Annotated in this window: 9 protein-coding genes and 1 pseudogene; 3 read left to right on the forward strand and 7 right to left on the reverse strand. The window is 70.5% G+C overall.

All coding sequences use genetic code 11. From position 1 onward, the window contains the following. Positions 1-372: 372 nt before the first annotated feature. Together V5O46_RS27245 and V5O46_RS27250 are read right to left on the reverse strand one after the other, a co-directional pair. Entirely contained in the window at positions 373-1,485 is a 1,113-nt protein-coding gene (locus tag V5O46_RS27245) for a tyrosine-type recombinase/integrase (protein ID WP_456300727.1), read from the reverse strand. Positions 1,486-2,342: 857 nt separating this feature from the next. After that, a pseudogene (locus V5O46_RS27250) lies at positions 2,343-2,595 on the reverse strand (hypothetical protein); the annotation flags it as partial. A 3-nt stretch (positions 2,596-2,598) separates the two neighbouring features. Here V5O46_RS27250 and V5O46_RS27255 point away from each other — a divergent pair. The 3 genes from V5O46_RS27255 to V5O46_RS27265 all read left to right on the forward strand — a co-directional run bounded on the left by V5O46_RS27255 (position 2,599) and on the right by V5O46_RS27265 (position 5,645). Beyond that, positions 2,599-3,633 (forward strand): hypothetical protein, encoded by a 1,035-nt coding sequence (locus tag V5O46_RS27255; protein ID WP_332887362.1) that lies wholly within the window; start codon positions 2,599-2,601, stop codon positions 3,631-3,633. Between the two features lie 28 nt (positions 3,634-3,661). Beyond that, positions 3,662-4,165 carry a WD40 repeat domain-containing protein gene (locus V5O46_RS27260; RefSeq protein WP_332887363.1) on the forward strand — a complete coding sequence of 168 codons (504 nt, stop codon included), beginning with the start codon at positions 3,662-3,664 and terminating at the stop codon, positions 4,163-4,165. A gap of 517 nt (positions 4,166-4,682) precedes the next feature. After that, the gene (locus tag V5O46_RS27265) at positions 4,683-5,645 is read left to right on the forward strand and encodes an alpha/beta fold hydrolase (RefSeq protein WP_332887364.1); all 963 of its coding nucleotides are present in this window, start codon (positions 4,683-4,685) and stop codon (positions 5,643-5,645) included. On the opposite strand, the gene fxsT (V5O46_RS27270) is transcribed toward V5O46_RS27265, so the two are convergent. The 5 genes from fxsT (V5O46_RS27270) to V5O46_RS27290 all read right to left on the reverse strand — a co-directional run bounded on the left by fxsT (V5O46_RS27270) (position 5,615) and on the right by V5O46_RS27290 (position 18,356). Then, positions 5,615-9,544, reverse strand: a complete 3,930-nt coding sequence (gene fxsT, locus V5O46_RS27270; RefSeq protein WP_332887365.1) for an FxSxx-COOH system tetratricopeptide repeat protein — start codon at positions 9,542-9,544, stop codon at positions 5,615-5,617. The two genes, V5O46_RS27265 and fxsT (V5O46_RS27270), sit on opposite strands and share 31 nt — an antisense overlap. Before the next feature lie 274 nt (positions 9,545-9,818). After that, a complete protein-coding gene (locus V5O46_RS27275) occupies positions 9,819-10,601 on the reverse strand; it encodes an aminoglycoside N(3)-acetyltransferase (RefSeq protein ID WP_332887366.1) in 783 nt (260 codons plus the stop codon). Then, positions 10,594-12,753, reverse strand: coding sequence for a radical SAM/SPASM protein FxsBH, inactivated beta-hydroxylase extension form (gene fxsBH / locus V5O46_RS27280; RefSeq protein WP_332887367.1), 2,160 nt, complete (start codon positions 12,751-12,753; stop codon positions 10,594-10,596). Before fxsBH ends, V5O46_RS27275 begins: the two co-directional genes overlap by 8 nt. Positions 12,754-13,216: 463 nt before the next feature. After that, positions 13,217-17,074, reverse strand: coding sequence for an FxSxx-COOH system tetratricopeptide repeat protein (gene fxsT / locus V5O46_RS27285; RefSeq protein ID WP_332887368.1), 3,858 nt, complete (start codon positions 17,072-17,074; stop codon positions 13,217-13,219). Next, entirely contained in the window at positions 17,058-18,356 is a 1,299-nt protein-coding gene (locus tag V5O46_RS27290) for a TIR-like protein FxsC (RefSeq protein WP_332887369.1), read from the reverse strand. Before V5O46_RS27290 ends, fxsT (V5O46_RS27285) begins: the two co-directional genes overlap by 17 nt. Positions 18,357-18,383 lie beyond the last annotated feature (27 nt).

Genomic DNA, 18,383 nt, shown 5'->3' on the forward strand with positions numbered 1-18,383 from the left:
TGTTCGCAAATCAGGCACACGAAAGAGCCACAGTCACACGGACCGCACGAGTCACCGACCGCGTCGTGCGCGCCAGCGCGTTCGATCACACGGCGAAGCCGCACCGGAGTGCTCCGGTGCGGCTTCGCCGTCTCACTGATCCGCGCAGAGATCCCGCCAGGACGGACCTCGAGGGGAGCCTCTCCGTATCACCCGCGTATCACACAGCCATCACCAACTGGGCAGACGTTCCCGGACCAAGTGGCTCTGCCCTGCAATTCCATGCCCGCGTTGGACCGGCATAGACGCCCCTGAAGGGTCTCTACAACCTGTGCCATGTGGTGCCGCTGCAGCCCAAACCGGAGGGCAGCCCCGACAGGCTTTGCTGCGGCCTCAGGCCGCGTCCCACAGGCCGGCGTCCAGGATGCGGGCGGCCTTGGTGATGCTCCCCGGCATCAGATGCCGGTAGGTGCGGTACGTCTCCTCGATCGACTTGTGGCCCATCCATTCCGCCACGTCGGTGATCGGTATCCCGTTCCCGAGCGCGTTCGAGGCGAAGTAGTGCCGGAAGCCGTACATGCCGACACCGTCCTTTGCAGGCAGGTCCTTGAAGAGCTTCTGCACGCGGCGGCGTTCCATCGGCTCGGTGTAGTAGCCGCTCGGACCGCGCAGCAGATAGCCCTCCTTCGTGGTGCCACGCTTCTCCTCGTACCGCTCCATCGCCTCCCGCACCGAGCGCGGCAGAGGAACCTCCCGGAACTCCCCCGCCCTGCGATGCTTCAGCTTCGCCAGCCTGTGCGTGTTGGAATGGATCTGCTCATGCACCCGGTAGACGTCATCCGCCACAACGTTGTTGACGTTCACTGCCCGGGCTTCCCCGTTCCGCAAGCCGCAGCCCACCATCATGACGATCTCAAGCGCGAGATGTTCGTCAGCTGCTGCCAGTGCCTTCTTCACGTAGGCGAGGGATGGGATGACCACCTTTTCGCGGACGTATTCCGGTTCCTGGACGCCCCTCACAGGGTCGTCCGCCATGGCACCCTTGCCATACGCGTCCCGGAGGATCGCCTTGAGGACGCGGAAGATGTTCATCTGGTTTCCGCGCCCCACCCCGTCCGTCTCCAACTCGTCCAGGAAGCGCTCGACCACAATGGGCGTAACCGAGTTCAGTTTCCGCGACCCGAGACGCGGAATGATGTGCACGTTGATGGAGCTGTCCACGTGACATCCCGTCGAGTACTCCGTCATCTTGCGCTGACGAGGACGCCATTGCTTCGCGTATTCCACGATCGTCTGCTGACCGAGTTCGCGGCGAACCTCGGCGACGGATGGTGCCGTTGTCTTCTTCTCCGCGTAAATCTGCGTGAGACGCTCGATCGCATCGTCCTGCGTGTCGTAGCCGGCTTCTTCACGTTGCTTGCCGAGAGCGTCCCGGAACCGAATCGTGTACGGGTGCGGGCAGCGGGTCGGCCTGGAACAACCGCACTCCTTGAAGAACGACCCCATCCCATGAGCGAGCTGTCGAGCCACGCATCAAGCCTTCCGAGCAGGGCGCCGGGCGGCACAGCAGGCCCCTGCCACAGGAGCAGGTCAGCAAGCCGGACACCGACCGACCCGATGCTGACCGTTTGCTGACCTGGAGGCCACGATCAGGGACCTGACCTGCGGAAATACCCAAACGCTAGATCTTGGACTTGAATACTGTACGAAACACGAAGAAACTCCCGGTTTGTCTGCTCCCTGCTTGCTTCTTGCAGGTCAAGGGCGATGTCCGGAGGCTACAACGTTTCGCATGTGCGGTCAGGTGTCGCCGGGTGTTTGAGGACTCACACTGACCCGTTGCTGACTTTCTGACGGCGCGCCCGTCGTCTGCTTACACGCGTGACGTTGAACCGCCCAGCCTCACCATTGCGCAAGCAGCACATCGTGACGAGTTCCGGCGCGAGCTCATCGTCAGCGGCAGTCAGCACCTTCTCCTGGGTTCCGCAACCGACCCCGCGCTTCTCCAACTCGTCTCGGGAGCGCTCGACCATGACTGGTCAGATGGAGTTCAACCCTCTCCCTATCCGAGGCGGGCGATGACGGCCCCATCGATGGAGCTGTTTCCGTGCTCACCCACGGAGCACTCTGCCACCCGGCGGCTCGAGAAGCCCGCAGTTGCTTCGCGTATTCCGCGACCGTCTGCTGAACCAGCGCGCGCCAGAACTCGGCAACCGAGGGGTCTTCTGTTCCTCCGACATCATCAGCCGGCTCGGTCTCACCGTCGGCCCAGCCGTAGGGGTGAGGTCGCCCGCGCGGTCGCTCGGCCGTCGGGGCGACAAGGCTCCGAGTCCGCCTGCCCAGTGAACCGCACAGGTGCGCGGGACCGGGCCGGCGAGGAAGAAGGACCTGCCGCCCGGCAGCCCGGAGATGCGCCCGCACAGAAGCAGCAGTCCGCCGAAGGCAGGGCGTAGAAGGCGATGACCCACTGCCGATTGGCGGAGGAGATGCCCAGGTCCGACTCGAGCGAGGGCAGGGCGATGTGATGACGTCCAGGACGACCATCAATTGTGCGAGGGAGATGAAGATCAGCGCTGTCCACCGACGGGGATCGGGCAGGCTGACGGATATTGACATGGCGTGAAAAGCCTTGACTTCCGGGACGTGTGGGAGGAGGAGCAGCTGACGCCCTTCCTGCACGGCGGACGCCGCTGCCTGCGGTTGGTCACCACCCGCGTGCCCGCCCTGCTGCCGACCGATGCGGTGAGCATCGGGGTGGACGAGATGTCCGAAGCACAGGCGCGGCAGATGCTCGCCTGGGGCATCGGCCCGCTGGATGATGCCGCGGTGGACGCGCTTGTGGCGGCCACGGGTCGGTGGCCGCTGCTGCTGCGGTTGGTCAACCGGTACCTGGCCGCTGGAGCGGCTTCCGGCCGGACCGACACCGCGGCGCGGGAGGTCCTGGCACGTCTCCGGGCAGCCGGGCCTGCCGGGCTCGATCGCGGCGAGGCGAACGGGCCTGACATGGACGATCCGGTCCGGCGGGCGCGGTTGGCGCGGTTGACGCGGTTGACGCGGTTGACGCGGTTGACGCGGTTGGCGCGGTTGGCGCGGTTGGCGCGGTTGGCGCGGTTGGCGCGGTTGGCGCGGGCAAGCGTCGAGGCAGGCACCGAGCTCCTCCCGCAAGGCGGCCACGAGCGTCTGGCGGAACTGGCGGTCTTCGCCGAGGACGAACCGGTCCCGGCGACCCTGCCGCTGCGCCTCTGGCGGGCCACGGCCAGCCTGGATTTCCTGACCAGCCGCCAGCTCCTGCAGGACATGGCGGATCTTTCCCTGGTCACCTTCGTCGATCAGGGCAGCTTCACCCTGCACGACGTGGTCCGTGAATTTCTGCGGGCCGAACTCGGCCCCGAACGCCGTCGCTCTCAACACCGTGCTGGTGGAAGCCGTGGCCGATGGTCTTCCCACCACGGCACCGCCCACTGCCGACCGAGGGTCGGACGCTCCGTGGAGCTCCGAACCGGCATGGTGGCAAATGCCGGACCGCGAACCCTACCTGTGGGAGCACCTCAGCAGGCATCTGCTGGAAGCGGGGCGACCAGCGCATTGGCCGTGACAGCGTGCTGGCTGCGGAACCGGGCTGAGGTGTCCGTGGTGCCGGTATGGCTCGGATGACCGCCAGAAGCTGGCTGCAGAGCTGCTTGTGGCCAACTCCGCGGTCACGGACGCAGCGTTCGCCCCGGACGGCACCTGGTTCACCGTGGCCGGCAGCCACTACGTGAACGTGTGCACGTGGAATCCGCAGGGCCTCGAGCGGCATGCGACGCTGATCGGCTATGACTACACGGTGACTGCGGTGGCGGCCTCCCCGGACAGCGCCGTGTTCGCCGCCGCAGTAAGCGACGGGACCGTGCGCCTGTACATTCCGTCACAGAACGAGCGGAGCAGGCCGGTCATCCTGGAAAGCGACCGAACCAAGGTGACCGGCGTGGCGTTCGCCCCCGACGGAAGCGTGCTGGCCGCCGTCAGCGACGACGGGGCACTGCGCTTGTGGCACGTGCGGACCCGGCAGCCGGCGGCTGTGCTGCGCACCGGTGACCGGCTCCGCGGATGCTCCTGGTCCCCCGCCGGCGACCTCCTCGCCGCTGTGGGCAGCAAGGGCCTGTACCTGTTCGGGGTCCACGCTCCACCTGGAGCTCCCCCGTGATCGACCAGGCGTCGCACGAGCCCGCGTTCCGCGTAATTCAGCGGCCTGGAGAGCTGAGTCTGGGGTTTCACCTGCGGACATAGGTGTGGCCACCTGGAGGGCGTTTCTCTAGGCGGTGGTGTTCTGGCTGGTCAGCAGGGTGCGGCTGAAGGCCGAGCCCCTGTTCGGGGTGGGGGATGTTGAGCTTGGCGAGTAGGTCGGTCTGCGGCTTGGTCAGGCCGGTGACCTGCTGGAAGGTGCCAGTGGGGCCGGTGAAGGCTCCGACGTGGGGCCGCTGGAGCTCTCGGCGAGCCTGGGCCGGCCGGTTCGGCGAAGCGGACCTTCTCGGTGCGCCTGCCGTCTGATTCCAGAGCGTGCCGCTTCGCGTAGTCGACGGCGCGCCGCCGTTGCGCGACTTCGTCGTCGGGGTTGGCGAAGCTGTCCGGTGCGGAGCCGAAAGCGGTGGCGTCGGCTGGACGTGTGAGGGCAGGTTCCGGCAGCTTGGGACCTGGTCTGTGGCAGCGAGAAGGGACACACCGTGCAGGACCTGGCGTCGACGTTGGACTATGTCCGGACGGCGGACGGGAGACGGCTACGCGTCGAGTGCTCGGGGGACCCGTGCGGCCGGCCGGTGTTCCTGCTCCACGGCACACCGGGCAGCCGGGTCGGCCCTCGGCCGCGCCCCATGTACCTGTACCAGCGCGGAGTACTGCTGATCAGCTACGACCGTCCTGGTTACGGGGGATCCGACCGCCTGCCCGGCCGCCGCGTCGTGGATGTCGCGCAGGACGTGGCGGCGGTGGCCGACGCCCTGGGCATGCACCACTTCGCGGTCGTCGGACGTTCCGGCGGCGCCCCGCACGCGCTGGCCTGCGCGGCCCGGCTGCCGCACCGGGTGACCCGGGCAGCCGCCCTCGTCACCCTCGCGCCGCGTGACGCAGAGGGACTCGACTGGTTCGCCGGAATGGCACCCTCCAACATCGACGAGTTCAGCACCGCGGCCGCCGACCCCGAGGAGTACGAGGCACGGCTCATCCCGCGAAGCGCCTCCATCCGCTCGGACCCGGCCCAACTGCTGGAGGAACTGCGCAGCGAGATGACCGAGGATGACCGTAAGATCGTCTCGGACAGCGGCGTTCGCTCGATGCTGCTGCGCAACTACTGTGAGGCGTTGCGGAGTTCACCGTACGGGTGGATCGACGACTCGTACGCCCTGACCGTGCCCTGGGGGTTCGATCCGGCCTGCATCCAGGTGCCGGTGCTGCTGTGGCACGGCGCGCGTGACGCCTTCTCCCCGGTGACCCACTCGTCCTGGCTCGCCGCGCGCATTCCACGCGCCACTTTCAAGATCGAACCGTCCGCGGCCCATTTCGGGGCGCTGCGCGCACTGCCCGACGTACTGAGGTGGTCTCTCGGCACCTCTCCGGGCGAGGCGGTGCCGTTCCAGGAGGACGGGGCCGCCTCGTCGCCTCACACCGCCAGCGGTTCCAGGTCGCGGTAGATCCGTCGTTCCTGGCGCGCGGTCCGGAGGATCGTGGCGTTCTCGCCGAGCCGCCGCTCCAGCTCGGCCAATGTCTCCTCGCGCAGACGCTCCGCCTCCGGGCTACCGAGGGAGCGCAGCGTCAGCGCCGAGTTGGCGAGCGCGGTCAGGGTGTCCGGGTGATGCTGCCCCAGGACCGTTCTCAGGACGGCGGCTGCCCGCCTTTCCAGCTCGTACGCGTCGTCGAAGCGGCCCTGGTCGGCGAGCACGTTGGCGTAGTTGAGACCCGAGATCAGCGTGTGCGGGTGGTCCTCGCCGAGGATCTCCGTCAGACGGGGCAGGACCCGCAGGAACAGGCTCTCGGCCTCGTCCATGTCCCCGCAGCCCCAGTGGAAGATGCCGAGGTTGTTGAGCGCGCCCTGGGTGTACGGGTGGGCCTCGCCGGGGACCTTCATGTACCCGTCCAGCGCCTCACGGGCGACGTCCCGGGCCTTCTCGCGTTTGCCGGTGGCGTACAGGTCGGACGCGAGGTTCAGATTGCAGGCCAGCCAGTCGGGGTTCGGCATCGTGTACCGGTCGTGGTATCTCGCCAGGGTCGAGGTCGTCAGCCGCAGCCCGTCCTCCACCTGTCCCACTCTCCGCAGTGACACGGCGAGCGACTTGGCGCAGCTGAGAGTCGGCGGCAGGTGCCTGCCCAGGACATCCTTGTGCTTCTTGTACACATGAGAGAGAAGCACCACGGACTCCTGGTAGCGGCCTGCCTCCCGCAGGTCGCGGCCGAGGCTGGAGGCAGAGCCGAGGGTGTGGGGGTGTTCGGGGCCGAGGACGTCGATGCGGCGTTCGTAGACTTCCTGGTCCACGGCCCGGGCGTCGTGGTAGCGGCCCACCATGCGCAGGGCCAGCGCGAAGTTGTTGGCCGCGCTGAGGGTCCGGGGATGCGAGTCGTCGAAGATCTCTCGGAATCCCTGGTGCGCGGCTTTGGCCATGTCCACCGCGTCCTGGTACTCGCCGAGCGCGGCAAGGTCGCTGGAGAGACCCGACGCTGTGATGTAGGTGTGCGGATGGCTGGATCCGAGCACGCTGCGCTGGCGTGCCAGCACCTCCGTGTCGATCTCCCGAGCCTCCACGTAGCGCCCTTGGGAGCGCAGTACGTTGGCGAGCTGGCAGCGCAGGTAGAGGTACTGCACGTCGTCCTCGCCGAGGCTCTCCTTCCATTGTCCCAGCACGTCTTCGGCCAGTTGGCGGGCACCGGTCAGATCTCCCCGCTTCCACAGATACCGCACCCGGTCGATCAGCAGTCGGCGGGGTGCCGGCTCGGCGCAGCTCTGGATGCCGGAGGCGAGCAGGTGGGGCCAGATGGAGTCGAAGAGCGGCCAGGTCGCCGGGCTGTCGGTGGGCTCCTCTTCGTTGGGCCGGGTGCTGGCCAGAACGGTGTGCACGACGTGCCGGGCCTGTTCCTGTTCCGCTGCGGACAGCTGCGAGCGGATCACGGCCTGGACCAGGCGGTGGATCTGGATGCTGTTGCTGCTCTGGTCGACCTTGGCGAGGGCGAAGCGGCCGATCTCGCGGATGACCCGCCCGAGGAGCAGGCTTTCCTGGAGGGTCGGGTCCCACAACCGCAGCGCGTCCAGCATCTCCTTGCTGTAGAGCACATGTGCGGAGATCGGTTCCGGCGCCATGAAGGCGCACAGCTGGAGGAGGCGTACCGAGGCCGGTGACCGCTCGTTGAGGCGGGTGATGGAGATGTTCCAAGTGGCGGCCACCGGTTCCGGGTAGGAGGTGGGGTGGTTGAGCCCCAGCACGGCGGTGGTCTGGTCGGTGAGCTGCCGGAGGTACTCGTCGGTGGGGGTGGCCGTCTCCGCGAGCCAGGCCGCGGCCTGTTCGACGGCCAGTGGGAGGTCGCCCACGGCGTCCGCCACCTGGTCGGCCTCGCCGGTGCTCAGCCCGGGGGCCAGCCGCGTGAGGTGCTCGACACTTTCCTGACGCGGGAACACGTCGACGGACAGCGAGGCGCCCTGCTGTGCCCACGCCTGGTTGCGGGAGGTGACCAGGATGTGGCCGCCGCCCGACGGGAAATACCTCTTGATCGTTTCGGGGTCGTCGGCGTTGTCGAAGACGAGCAGCCAGCGGGTGGTCGGCGTGCCGGAGGCCAGCATCTGGACGACTTCGGCACTGGCGAGCGCCATGTCGTTGCCACCGGACGCGCCGATCCGCGAACCGAGCTCGGCGAGGGAGGCGAGGATGCCGTCCTTGTGCTCCGCGGAGATCCACCACACCAGGTCGTAGTCGGCGATGAAGCGGTGCACGTACTCCAGGACGATCTGCGTCTTGCCGACGCCGCCGAGACCGAAGAGCGTCTGGGGCTGCGGCAGCACGATGGAGATGCCTTCGCCCAGCTGCGAGCGCAGTTGGTCGAGGACCGCGGCCCGGCCGGTGAAGACGGTGTTGCGGCTGGGGGCGTTGAAGAACTTCGGCCGCTCTCCCGGAAAGCGCGGGCTGGTCGAGCCTGCGGGAAACTGGTCGACCGTCAGGTTCAGTGCGTCGAAGACCCGCCGGACGCACTCGGTCTCGTCCACGTGGTTCAGGTCCACCTGGACCCGGTCCGCTTCGGAGCCGGGCATCTGGACACGGTCCACCCGCAGCCGGGTCACGTCCACCGGCGGCAGGCCGGGGGCGGACTCGGTGAGTTTCCGCCAGGCCGCACGGCCGTACCGTGCCCGCAGGAAGGCGTCCGACGCCAGCACCAGTGTGCGCACGGCCGCGTCGGGGCGCTCGGGGACGCCGATGGACACGTCGTGCAGGGCCACCTTCGAGCGGAACGGCTTGAGGATTCCCTCCAGCCATTCCGCCCACATGCGGTCCTCACCCGCGTACACGATGACGACGTCCTCGGCCAGGGTCGTCGGCCGGCGCCGGGTGTAGGCCTTCAGCAGGCGTACCCGCACCGGCTCGGGCACCGGCGGCATCCGGGTCACCTCTCCGTCGGAGACGACCGCGGTGAGCCGCTCGAAGGCGGACAGCAGGGAGTTCGGGACTCCGCTCTTGTCGCCGATGGCCGCGAGGGTCTCCTCGTACGCGTAGTACGGACGGTACGGGATCTCGACCGCGCCCCAGTACTCGTTCAGCTGCGCCGCGTCGAGCAGGTCGCCGTCCTCGCCCCGGGGCAGTCCGTCGAACTTCAGCCTGGCCAGCGCCCGTCCCGCGTCGGCCTTCTCCTTCTCGGCCTCGTCGACCCGCATCGGCACGGGAAGCACGCGGATCCACCGGTCGCGGTAGCCCGCCTCGACGGTGCGGGCCACGGCCGCGCCCCCCTCCAGCGCCTGGTCGCTGAGCGTGAAGCAGTCGACGAGGACGTCGGGCATCTGGATGGTGCAGATGTCCGCGCTGTCGGACAGGCCGGTGCGGCTGTCGATGAGGACGTAGTCGTACGACCGCTTCATGTCCACACGCAGCGCGTCCAGGAAGATCCCGCCGCCGAGGCGATCGTAGAAGTTGTCCCATTCGAAGGAGGACACCGTGGCCGAGTACGCGCGGTTCTGCTGCCCGGCGGACAGGAAGTCGAGCGAGCCCTGGCCCGGGAAGGACAGTCCGAGCGGCTCGGGATCGACGGAGATCGCGTGCAGGCCGGCGCGCGCGTACTGCCGGTGCCAGGGGCCGGAGCGAGGGACGCCGTTGGCGGCCGCCCAGGAGTACTCGGTGATCATGTCGAGAACCCCTGTGGTGGCCGCGACGGCGCTGGGGTCGAGGAACGGATGGAAGAAGCGGTCGAGGCCGGGGGCTTCGAGATCCCAGTCGACGACCAGCACGCGTGCGCCGTTGGCGGCGAGGATCCACGCCGTGTTGGCCAGGGCCATCGTGCGGCCCGTACCGCCCTTGTAAGAGTAGAACGTGATGATACGTCCACTCCGGCGCGCCGTCATGTTGTTCCTCCGTGGTCGACCCCTGACACGTCATGCAGGGAATGGGCGGGCCGATGGGACGCAGCCGGCGCGGGGGTGTCCGCCCCGGCGCCGGGGGGTCGCGGGACCGTGTGCGCGCGGGCCGTGCGGAGCGCGCATCGGGGCTCGCGTCCGGCGCCCCGGTCCTGTGTCTCCACTGTCTCCACGCGTACCTCCATGCCGGTCGATGCCCTCGAGTGTCCGACGGCGTCAGGTGGCCGAAATCAGCACTGCAGATGACCGGATTGCCGACGGGTCATCCGCTGGGCGCCGTTCCCCGCCGGTATCCGGACATCTGGCGCAGAGCGGCGTCCACAGTGTCCCGCATCTCCAGGAGCGTGACCGTCTTTCCCGCGAAATCACCCTCGCCCTGGGGGCCGCCCGGCAGCGCCACGCCGATCGAGGCGAAATCGCTGTCGTCGAGCACGATGTCCTCGTACGCGATCCACTCCCCCTCGCCCACCACGCAGCGGTATGTCCGCGTCGGTGGCGGCGGTGCCGTGCGGTACTCGGCGAGGTGGAACGCGCTGCACGCCTCGAACCCCACCCGGAACAGCAGGATCTGGGCGTTCGCCGCGTAGAGCCGCGCCAGGGGGGACCGCTCCCCGAGATGGCAGTGCGGGTCGTGACCGGCGAGCAGGTCGCGGGACCGGGGCCCGATCGCGGCGAACGAGGTCTGCGGATGCGCGCTGCGGACCGCGCCGGGGGTCGTGCGTACGCAGTCGGCCAACGCGCCGACCGCCGGGCACGGAGTGACGTCCGGATCGAACGGCGGCATGCCCGCCCGGTAGGCGGCCACCTGCCACTTCTCGGTCAACCCGACGGTGAGCGCGCGATGTCGGTCGGAGGTGTCGGAGTTCTCGGGGGTGAAGGCCGGCGTGATGAGCGTGCCCCGCGGGCCGACCGCGTCGAGGAGGGCGTCACGGACCTCGGCTGGAGCCAGGCCGGTACCGCTCAGGGAGGCGTGCACCAGCAGAACTCCGCCGCGCCGGACACCCAACCCGTGCAGGAACCGGACGAGTCCCGCCCCGTCAGGCACGGGAGGCCGTCCACTCCGTGCGCAGTTCGTTCACCAGATGGGCTCCGCTCTCGGTGAGTTCCCGGTCCGGCAGACCGGCCAGCTCGTCCAGGACACGGCCGGCCAAGGCCCGCGCCCACGGGGCTTCCGGGGAGCGGCAGGTGGCCCTGCCGACGTACTCGCTCGCCAGATCGAGCAGTCGCCCGGCCGCACTGCCCGGCAGGTTCAGGTCGACGACCTCGCGCAGGGCGTCGAGCCGCGCCCTGCGGCCGAGCCGGGGCAGGGCGCGGGCGAAGTCCTCCGGTTCGAAGTCCGTCGCGACTCCGAGCGCGCCGCTGCCGCAGGTGCCCAGGCGCAGTCCGGTGCCGGCGACGAGCGGGGTGATCGTCGTCATGACGGGAGCGTTGACGCCCTCCCACCATCCGGGTTCGCGCTCGTCCAGGAGACCGTACGCGGTCTCCAGCCGTCCGCAGAATTCTTCCAGGGGGCCGGGTCCGAGCGGCGGGGCAACCGGGGCGCGGAAGCAGTCCCGGAACGGGTCCGCGTCGTCGATCAGTAGCCGTCGGCCGTGCCCGAGGGCCACCGACACCAGCGGACGCCAGCACCGCGGGGTGAGGGAGAAGTCGCCGGCCCCGTTCTCCGGGAGGTCCCGGCCGCGTAATCGGAAGCCCTCCGCGCCGACCCGGAACTCCACCCGTCCCGGCCGCGGCATCCGTACGGTGCCCAGGGTCGGAAGGTGGACCTCCGGGCTCGGCTGGTCCCAGCGCAGCGTCGATCGAACGCCTGCCCGCAGCGCCGCGGCCGTGCCGGCCGCCATGAAGCGCGCCCGGTCCACCGTGCCGTCCCAGGAGCGGGTCAACGCGGGACGGAGATAGGGATGGGAGACGACCGCGTCGAGGTGGTAGGCCGTGGTCGCGTCGGCGTCCAGGCGGACCAGGAGTCTCCATGCCTCGTCCCAGTCCGCGCCGCCGGCGAGCCTCGTGTTCACCCCTGCGAGCAGGGTGCGGTCCAGTCGCAGCCGGGCCTGTCTGAGTTCGGCGGCGCCGGTCACCGCCGGGGCCAGCGCCCGCTCGGTGATCCGCTCGGCGATGCCCTCGATCAGGGCGCGCAGGTCCGCGCAGTACACCGACGGGTTGTCGAAGCCGCGCCCGGAGCGGTAGCGGTGCGCGTACAGCCCTCCGCCGCACGAGGCGACGACAGGGCAGCGTCGGCAGGTCTCGCCGAGTGGGGTGCGGCGGGCCCGCCCCGCCATCCGCTCGGTGAACTCCGCGAAACCGTGGCGGAAGACGTCGTAGCCGGTGGCGGGGGCGCCGTCGTAGGCGATCTTGAGCGAGTCGGCCTGCTCGATCGTGCCGTCGGTCTCTACGACCGCGATGCCACCTGGCGCGAGTCCCAGGGCCTCGGTCAGCGCGGGGCCGCCGCGCAGCGTGCTGAGCACCGAGTCGAAGGTCCGCACCGGGACCGGGCGCCCCTGCTCGTCCCACCGGTCGAAGGCCTTGAGGAGCCAGTCCGCATAGGGCGTGGCCGTCCCGGGCTGCCCCGGAGGCGGTGGCGTGTCCCAGGTGGCGTGCGGCAGGAGGTAGTCGATCCGTGGTGGGCCGAGGCCGGTCAGCGTGTCGTGGACGCGGACCGGGTCGTTGGCCACGTCGACCGTGCACAACAGCCCGTGGAAGAGGTGCCGGTGCGCGGGGAGGCGGAGCAGTCCGAGTCCTCTCAGCACCCTGTCGTGGCTGCTGCGTCCCCGGTGGTCGAGCCGGTGCCGGTCGTTCGCGGCGCGGTCGCCGTCGAGGGAGAGTCCCACCTTGACATCGAACTCCTGGAAAACCTCGAGGTGGGCACGGCTCAGCCGTACCCCGTTGGTATGGATGTGCAGGTCCAGGTCGGTCGTCGGGGCCAGCGCGCGGGCGAGTTCCGCGCAGATCGAACGGAGCCGGGCCGGACCCGCGAGCAGCGGCTCGCCGCCGTGCAGAATGACCGTGAGCGACTCGATGCGCTGCTCCTGCGCGTACTCGGCGAGGCGGCGGGCGACCTGACGGAGCGTCTCCTCGGAGATCAGCGCGGGCCTCCTCCGCCAGCTCTGGTCCGCGCGCCGGTAGACGTAACAGTGGTCGCACGCCAGGTCGCATCGACTGTGGATCTTCAGAACCAGTTCCCGGATGGCCACGTCCGTCACTCCTCGCCGACCGCGCCGCGCGACAGCATCCGAGGCCGCTCAGACGGCCGAGTTGAACGTGGTCGTTCTCCTGGCGGATTCTTCTCCTCGGGCCGAGGTCGCCCGCCTGACGGCCGTGGCGACCCTGGACCCGTGGGTGCAGATCTCCGCGAGTGGTGTTCTCCCGGGCGTCGACAGTTCCGTGGGGGGCTGGTCTGCGGGTTCTGTGACCGGAATCTTCATCTGTGTCGGCTTCACCTTGGTTCGGGGCCGTCCTCCCACACACCGGGGACGGCGAGGATCCGGGGCTGGAGTGGACACGGTGCGCGTGGACGTTCCGCCGAGCATGCCTCTGCCATCTTCGCAGCCCTGCACAGGGTGGGCAACGCGTCGTGCGGCGCCCGGTGCGGCAACGGTGCCTTTCTCGTCACCGCCGGCCGCTGTGCTCGCCGACCCGCCGCGCCGCGGGCGAGTTGGGGCCGCCTCAGGCGGACAGCAGGAGTTCGAGGTCCCGGTCGAGGCGCCGCCAGGCCCGGCCCGCCGCCGTCCAGGGGTGTCCGGCGCCGAGTCGTCTGTCCAGCGCTGTCACCGTGCGGCCGTGCAGCCGGGAGGCCTCCTCGGTGCGGCCCGTCGCGCGCAGGGTCACGGCCAGGGACAGGTCCGCGATCAGGGTGTCGGGGTGGCCGTCCCCGAGGCGGGCGCGCAGCGTCGCCGCGCACGACCGCGCCATGCTCTCGGCTTCGGTGAACTGCTCCAGGTCGCCCAGCACATTGGCCAGCGTCAGCCGTCCGCACAGGGTGTACGGATGGGCGTCGCCCAGGTGCTCGCTGAAGGAGCCGACCGTCCGGGTGGCCGCCGCCAGCGCTTCACCGGTCTCTCCCGCGGTGCGCAGCCACGCCGCGAGGTTGTGGTCGCAGACGGCGTTGTCCGGGTGTTCGGGTCCGCGCATCTGGGTGACACCGTGCTGGAGACGGCTGATCACGGTGCGCGCGGCGGCCAGGTCGCCCGCCCCGGCGGTCAGGGCCGCCAGGTTGACGCCGCACGCCAGCCAGTCGGGATCGTCCCTGTCCCGGCGCGTCGTGTACCCCTCCTCGGCGTCCGCGGCGAGTTCGTCGGCCTCGTCGCGCCGTCCGATGCGGCGCAGGGAGACAGACAGGCTGACCGCCGCGCGCAGCGCGCCGTGACTGTTCCGGCCGCGCAGACTCTCCAGGGCGGGGCGCAGTACCCGCACGGAGCCGGCGTAGTCGCCCAGTTCGCGCAGGTCCCGGGCGAGACTCAGCGCCGTCGCGAGGGCCGACGGATGACCGTCTCCGAACACCTGGCACTGCCGCTGCCAGGTGGCCAGGCTCTGCTCCCGCGCGGCCTGGTAGTCGCCCACCAGGCGCAGCGACCGGGCGAGCGCCTCGGTGGCGGTCAGCGCGCGGGGGTGGTCTTCCCCGAACAGCTTGTGGAATCCGGTGGACACCTCGCGGGCCAGTTCCAGTGCCTCGGTGAACCGGCCCAGCGCCCGCAGGTCCTCCGCCAGGCCCGCCGCGGTGATCAAGGTGTGTGCGTGTCCGGGGGGCAGCAGCCCACGCTGGCGGGCCAGGGTACGGGTGTCCAGGCCGTGCGCCTCCTCATAGGCTCCCAGGCTCCGCAATGCGGCAGCCTGGTGGTTGCGCGACCGCAGCACCTGGTCGTCGTCGCCGCCCCCGTCGGCGGCGGACCAGTTCCGGTCGAGCCGGCGGCCCAGTTCGAGAGCGCGGGTCGGCATGCCGAACTCGGCGGTACGGCGCAGCCGTTCCAGCAGTACGGCCCGGGTGTCGCCGTCGCGGCACGCGTCGGCACCGGCGTGGTCGAGGTGGGGCCACAGCCGCTCGAACGCCGAATCGTCCGCCCCGGCGGGGGAACCGTCGCGTGGGGGAGCGGCAGCGGTGAGGAGCCGGTGTGCCTCGTGGCGGACATCGTCCACCGCGGTGGCGGAGAGGCGGGACAGCACCAGGCGCTGCACGATCCGGTGCACCTTCAGCGTCTTGCCGGCCTGGTCGACCTCCGCCAGGCCCAGCCGACCGAGTTCCTGCACCTGACTGCCGACCATCATCGGCTCGTGCAGCGAGGGGTCGTGCGGACGCAGCAGGCGCAACGCGGTGTCGGTGTGCAGCAGGGCCAGCGGCAGCGGCAGCGGCGCGAGATGGCTGCACAGGGCGAGCAGCCGCAGCGCCGCAGGAGCGTGCTCGGCGAGGGCGGTCAGGGCCACGCCGGTACTGGCGGCGACCGCCGGGGGGGCCGGGTCGTCCGCACGTGTGGTGGCCCGGTCGTCGCTCCGGGCGGCCAGCAGGCCCAGGTAGTGGTCGGCCGACGGGAACCGCGCGAGCCACGATCCGGCCTGTGCCACCGCCAGCGGCGTGTCCCGCACGGCGTTCGCGATCCGGTCCGCGTCCGCGGCCGACAGCGTCCGGGCCTTGCGCCGCAGCAGCTCGATGCTCTGCTCCCGGGTGAACGCGTCGACCCAGACCGGGTCCATGACCTCGCTCCACGCGCGGTCCCGGGAGGTCACCAGTACGTGCCCATGCGGTCCGGTGGGCAACAGCCCCGACAAGCCCGGCACCGCGCCGGCGTTGTCGTACACCAGGAGCGACCGGCCGTGCGGGGGGCCGGCATCCAGTGCGTCGAGGGCCCGGCGCGCGGCCATGGGCACGCCGTCGCCGCCCCCGATGCCCAGTCGCTCCGCCAGCCGTGCCAGCGACAGCAGGACCGACTCGCGGCTCTGTGCGCAAACCCACCACACCACGTCGTACGCCGCCTGGAAGCGGTGGACGTACTCCGCTGCCAGCTGGGTTCGCCCGGTGGCCGTGAGGCCGTCCACGGGGAGCACCACGGCCTGTTGACGTCCGACCTTCAAGGTGGCGTCGAGCTGCTCCAGGAGCCGGTCGCGGCCCACGAACACGGGGTTGCGCGGCGGTGCCTGCCATATGTCCGGCGTCCGGCGCGGGAATCGCGGCCGGGCCGGTCCCAGAGCCCTGTCCGCCGCCTCGCCGGACAGGCCGAGGCTGCGCAGCAGGGCCTGGGCGGTACGCGGCTCGTCGAGGGAGGTCAGGTCGACGGGGTCGTAGTCGCTGAACGGGGGCGTGAGCGCGACGGGCTCGACCCGCAGCGGGATCAGCTGCCCCGCGGAGCCGGAACCGGGATCGCCCATGCTCTCCCACAGCGTCCGGCACTGCGGCGAGCGCAGGAAGGGCGACGACAGCAGGGCCAGCGTGCGAGGGGCGCCGGACGCGGCACCGGTGCCGGGGGCGATCACCTCGAAGCCGGAGCGGGTGAGCAGCCAGTGGACCCAGTCCGCCCACATCCGGTCCTGTGGGACGTACCACAGCCGCAGTGGCGTGGCGACGGGGGACAGCTGCCTGACGAAGGAGGCGAGATGGCGTCTGCGCAGTTCGTCGTCGAGGGGTGGGAAGTGTCGTACACGGCCTTCGGTGATCCGCTCCGTGAGCCGTTCGAACGCGGCCAGCAGACTGTCCGGCCGCCCCGGCCGGTCTGCGAACGTGGCGAGCGTCTCCTCGAAGGCGTACTCCGACCGGTGCGGGACCTCCAGGCCGGTCCACTGGTCGGCCGGCAGGTCCTGGAAGCTGACGCGGACGAGCTCGCGGGCGGCCGCCAGGCGGGTGTCCCGGCCGTCGGCGACCCGTGTCGCGACGGGCAGCACGCGCAGCGGACGCGGATGGACGTCCCGGAGTATGGAGCGGGCCATGCGTGCCGCGCCCTCGATGCTCTGCGTGCTCAGGGTGAAGCAGTTGACCAGGACGTCCGGCATGTCGATGGTGCACAGGCCGACCAGGTCGCTCACGCCGCAGCGGCTGTCGATGAGCGTGAAGTCGTAGTGGCTCTTCATGTCGTGGCGCAGCGCCTCCAGGAACCGCGCGCCGCCGAACCGCTCGGTGAACTCCCGCCAGCTGAAGTCCATCAGGTGCGTCAGGTACTCGCCGTCCTGCCGCCCCGAGGGCATGTAGTCGAGGCTCCCGCCGTCGGGGAAGGTCCAGTCGACGGAGACGGCGTGTGGCAGGGCCCGGGCGAGCCGGTGCCTCAGGTCCGCCGCCGATTCGGTACCCGGCCTCGTGCGCCATTCCGTGACGTAGCCGGAGAACAGGTTGAGCACGCCCGTGGTGGCGGCCGAGGCCGCGGTGTCGAGGAACGGGTGGAAATAGCGGTGCAGCCCCGGCGCCTCCACATCCCAGTCGGCGGCCAGCACGTGGTAGCCGTTGGAGGCCAGGATCCAGGCGACGTTGGCCAGGGCCATGGTCCTGCCGGTGCCGCCCTTCTGGGAATAGAAGGTGACGATCTGCCCGTCAGGTCCGGGGGTCATCGCGCGTCTCCTGGGCGGATTCCGGCTCCGGGACGGGGCCGAGCAGCCGTGGCCGGGGGAAGTGGGGTCCGGCGGGTGGATAGACGGGAGCCACGTGTCGCAGGAACTGGGCCGCCGCCCACTGGATCACGGTCGGGAGGATGTCGGCGAAGGCGGCCAGCGAGGGCACCCCGCCCGTCGCGGCCCGGGAGACGCTGCGGCCTCGCTGGAGCGTGCGCGGCAGGGTCTTCTCCAGGGCGGTCTGCAGATCCGCGCCCGAGGATGCGTTGTCCGGATCGGAACGGTCCCACGGCACGACGACCACGACCCACGGCTGAGCCGCCGCGTCCACCCTGGTGAGCAGGTCCCGCTGTCCGGGGTCGGTCACCGCCCAGCGGTCGAGCAGCATCACCGTCGGCGCCGACGGCCGTTCCTCGGCGAGCAGGCTGCCGACCGCCTCGTCGAGCGGCTCGACGGTGGTGAGGTAGTCGAGCCCGCTGACCTGCTCCGCCGCGAAGTCGGCGAGCGGCCGGGAGGCGTCCGCGTCGCTCCCCCGGTAGGGGTTCCAGTCGACCGGGGAGGGACCGTAGCAGCGTTCCGAGCGCCCCGGAGGCAGGTCGCGCCGGCTGGGCGCCGCCACCACGATGCGCAGCCGGCGCAGTACGGGAGGCGACCCGAAGGCGCTGGGCAGGGCCGCGAGGTCCGGGGGGGCGCCCCGGGGCACCGGGATGTCGTGGGCTGTGGTGACGATCGTCTGGGCCAGGAGCAGCACGGCCTGCTCGTAGTCGGTCCGGTACCGGCGCAGCTTCATCAGGGAGTACAGGCCCTCCGAGGCGTAGTGCGGGCCGAACCGTTCGTGGCCGTGGTGCAGACTCCTCGCGGTCGGGGGCAGGCGCTCGCCGTGCACCGGCACCCACAGCGCCGGCACGATCGCCGGCGGGGCGGTGTCCCATGCCGTCGGGCCCCGGGCATGGCGCGACGCGAATGCCTGCCACTCGCGGCCGCAGTGGTCGCTGGCGAAGTAGCGAGGGGAGTAGAGCGGGACGAACACCCGGCAGGTGGCCAGCGCGGCGGCCAGGCGCGAACTCCACTCCTCGCCCGTCCGCACGGCGTGGTCCATGAACCCGACCGACTCGCCCGCCGGAAGGTCCGTCAGCATCAGCACGTGCTCACAGAGGTTCTGGTAGAGCCGGCGCACCCACATGTCCGGATCCGGGCCGTCGGTCGCGTGGCGTGGCGTGTGTGCGTAGCTGAGGAAGAAGTACGGGACGTGCGGGTCCGTTCGCTCCGTCGCCTGTTCCACACCAAGCCCTCCCCACGCGTCCGGCGG

The organism is Streptomyces poriticola (assembly GCF_036689765.1).
In the GTDB taxonomy this organism is placed as follows: Bacteria; Actinomycetota; Actinomycetes; order Streptomycetales; family Streptomycetaceae; genus Streptomyces; species Streptomyces poriticola.

What these genes read in the sequence shown, in the direction of transcription:
- V5O46_RS27245 (WP_456300727.1), bottom strand. Translation starts at nt 1,485, where the DNA reads ATGGGGTCGTTCTTCAAGGAGTGCGGTTGTTCCAGGCCGACCCGCTGC.
- fxsT (WP_332887365.1), bottom strand. Translation starts at nt 9,544, where the DNA reads ATGACGGCGCGCCGGAGTGGACGTATCATCACGTTCTACTCTTACAAG.
- fxsT (WP_332887368.1), bottom strand. Translation starts at nt 17,074, where the DNA reads ATGACCCCCGGACCTGACGGGCAGATCGTCACCTTCTATTCCCAGAAG.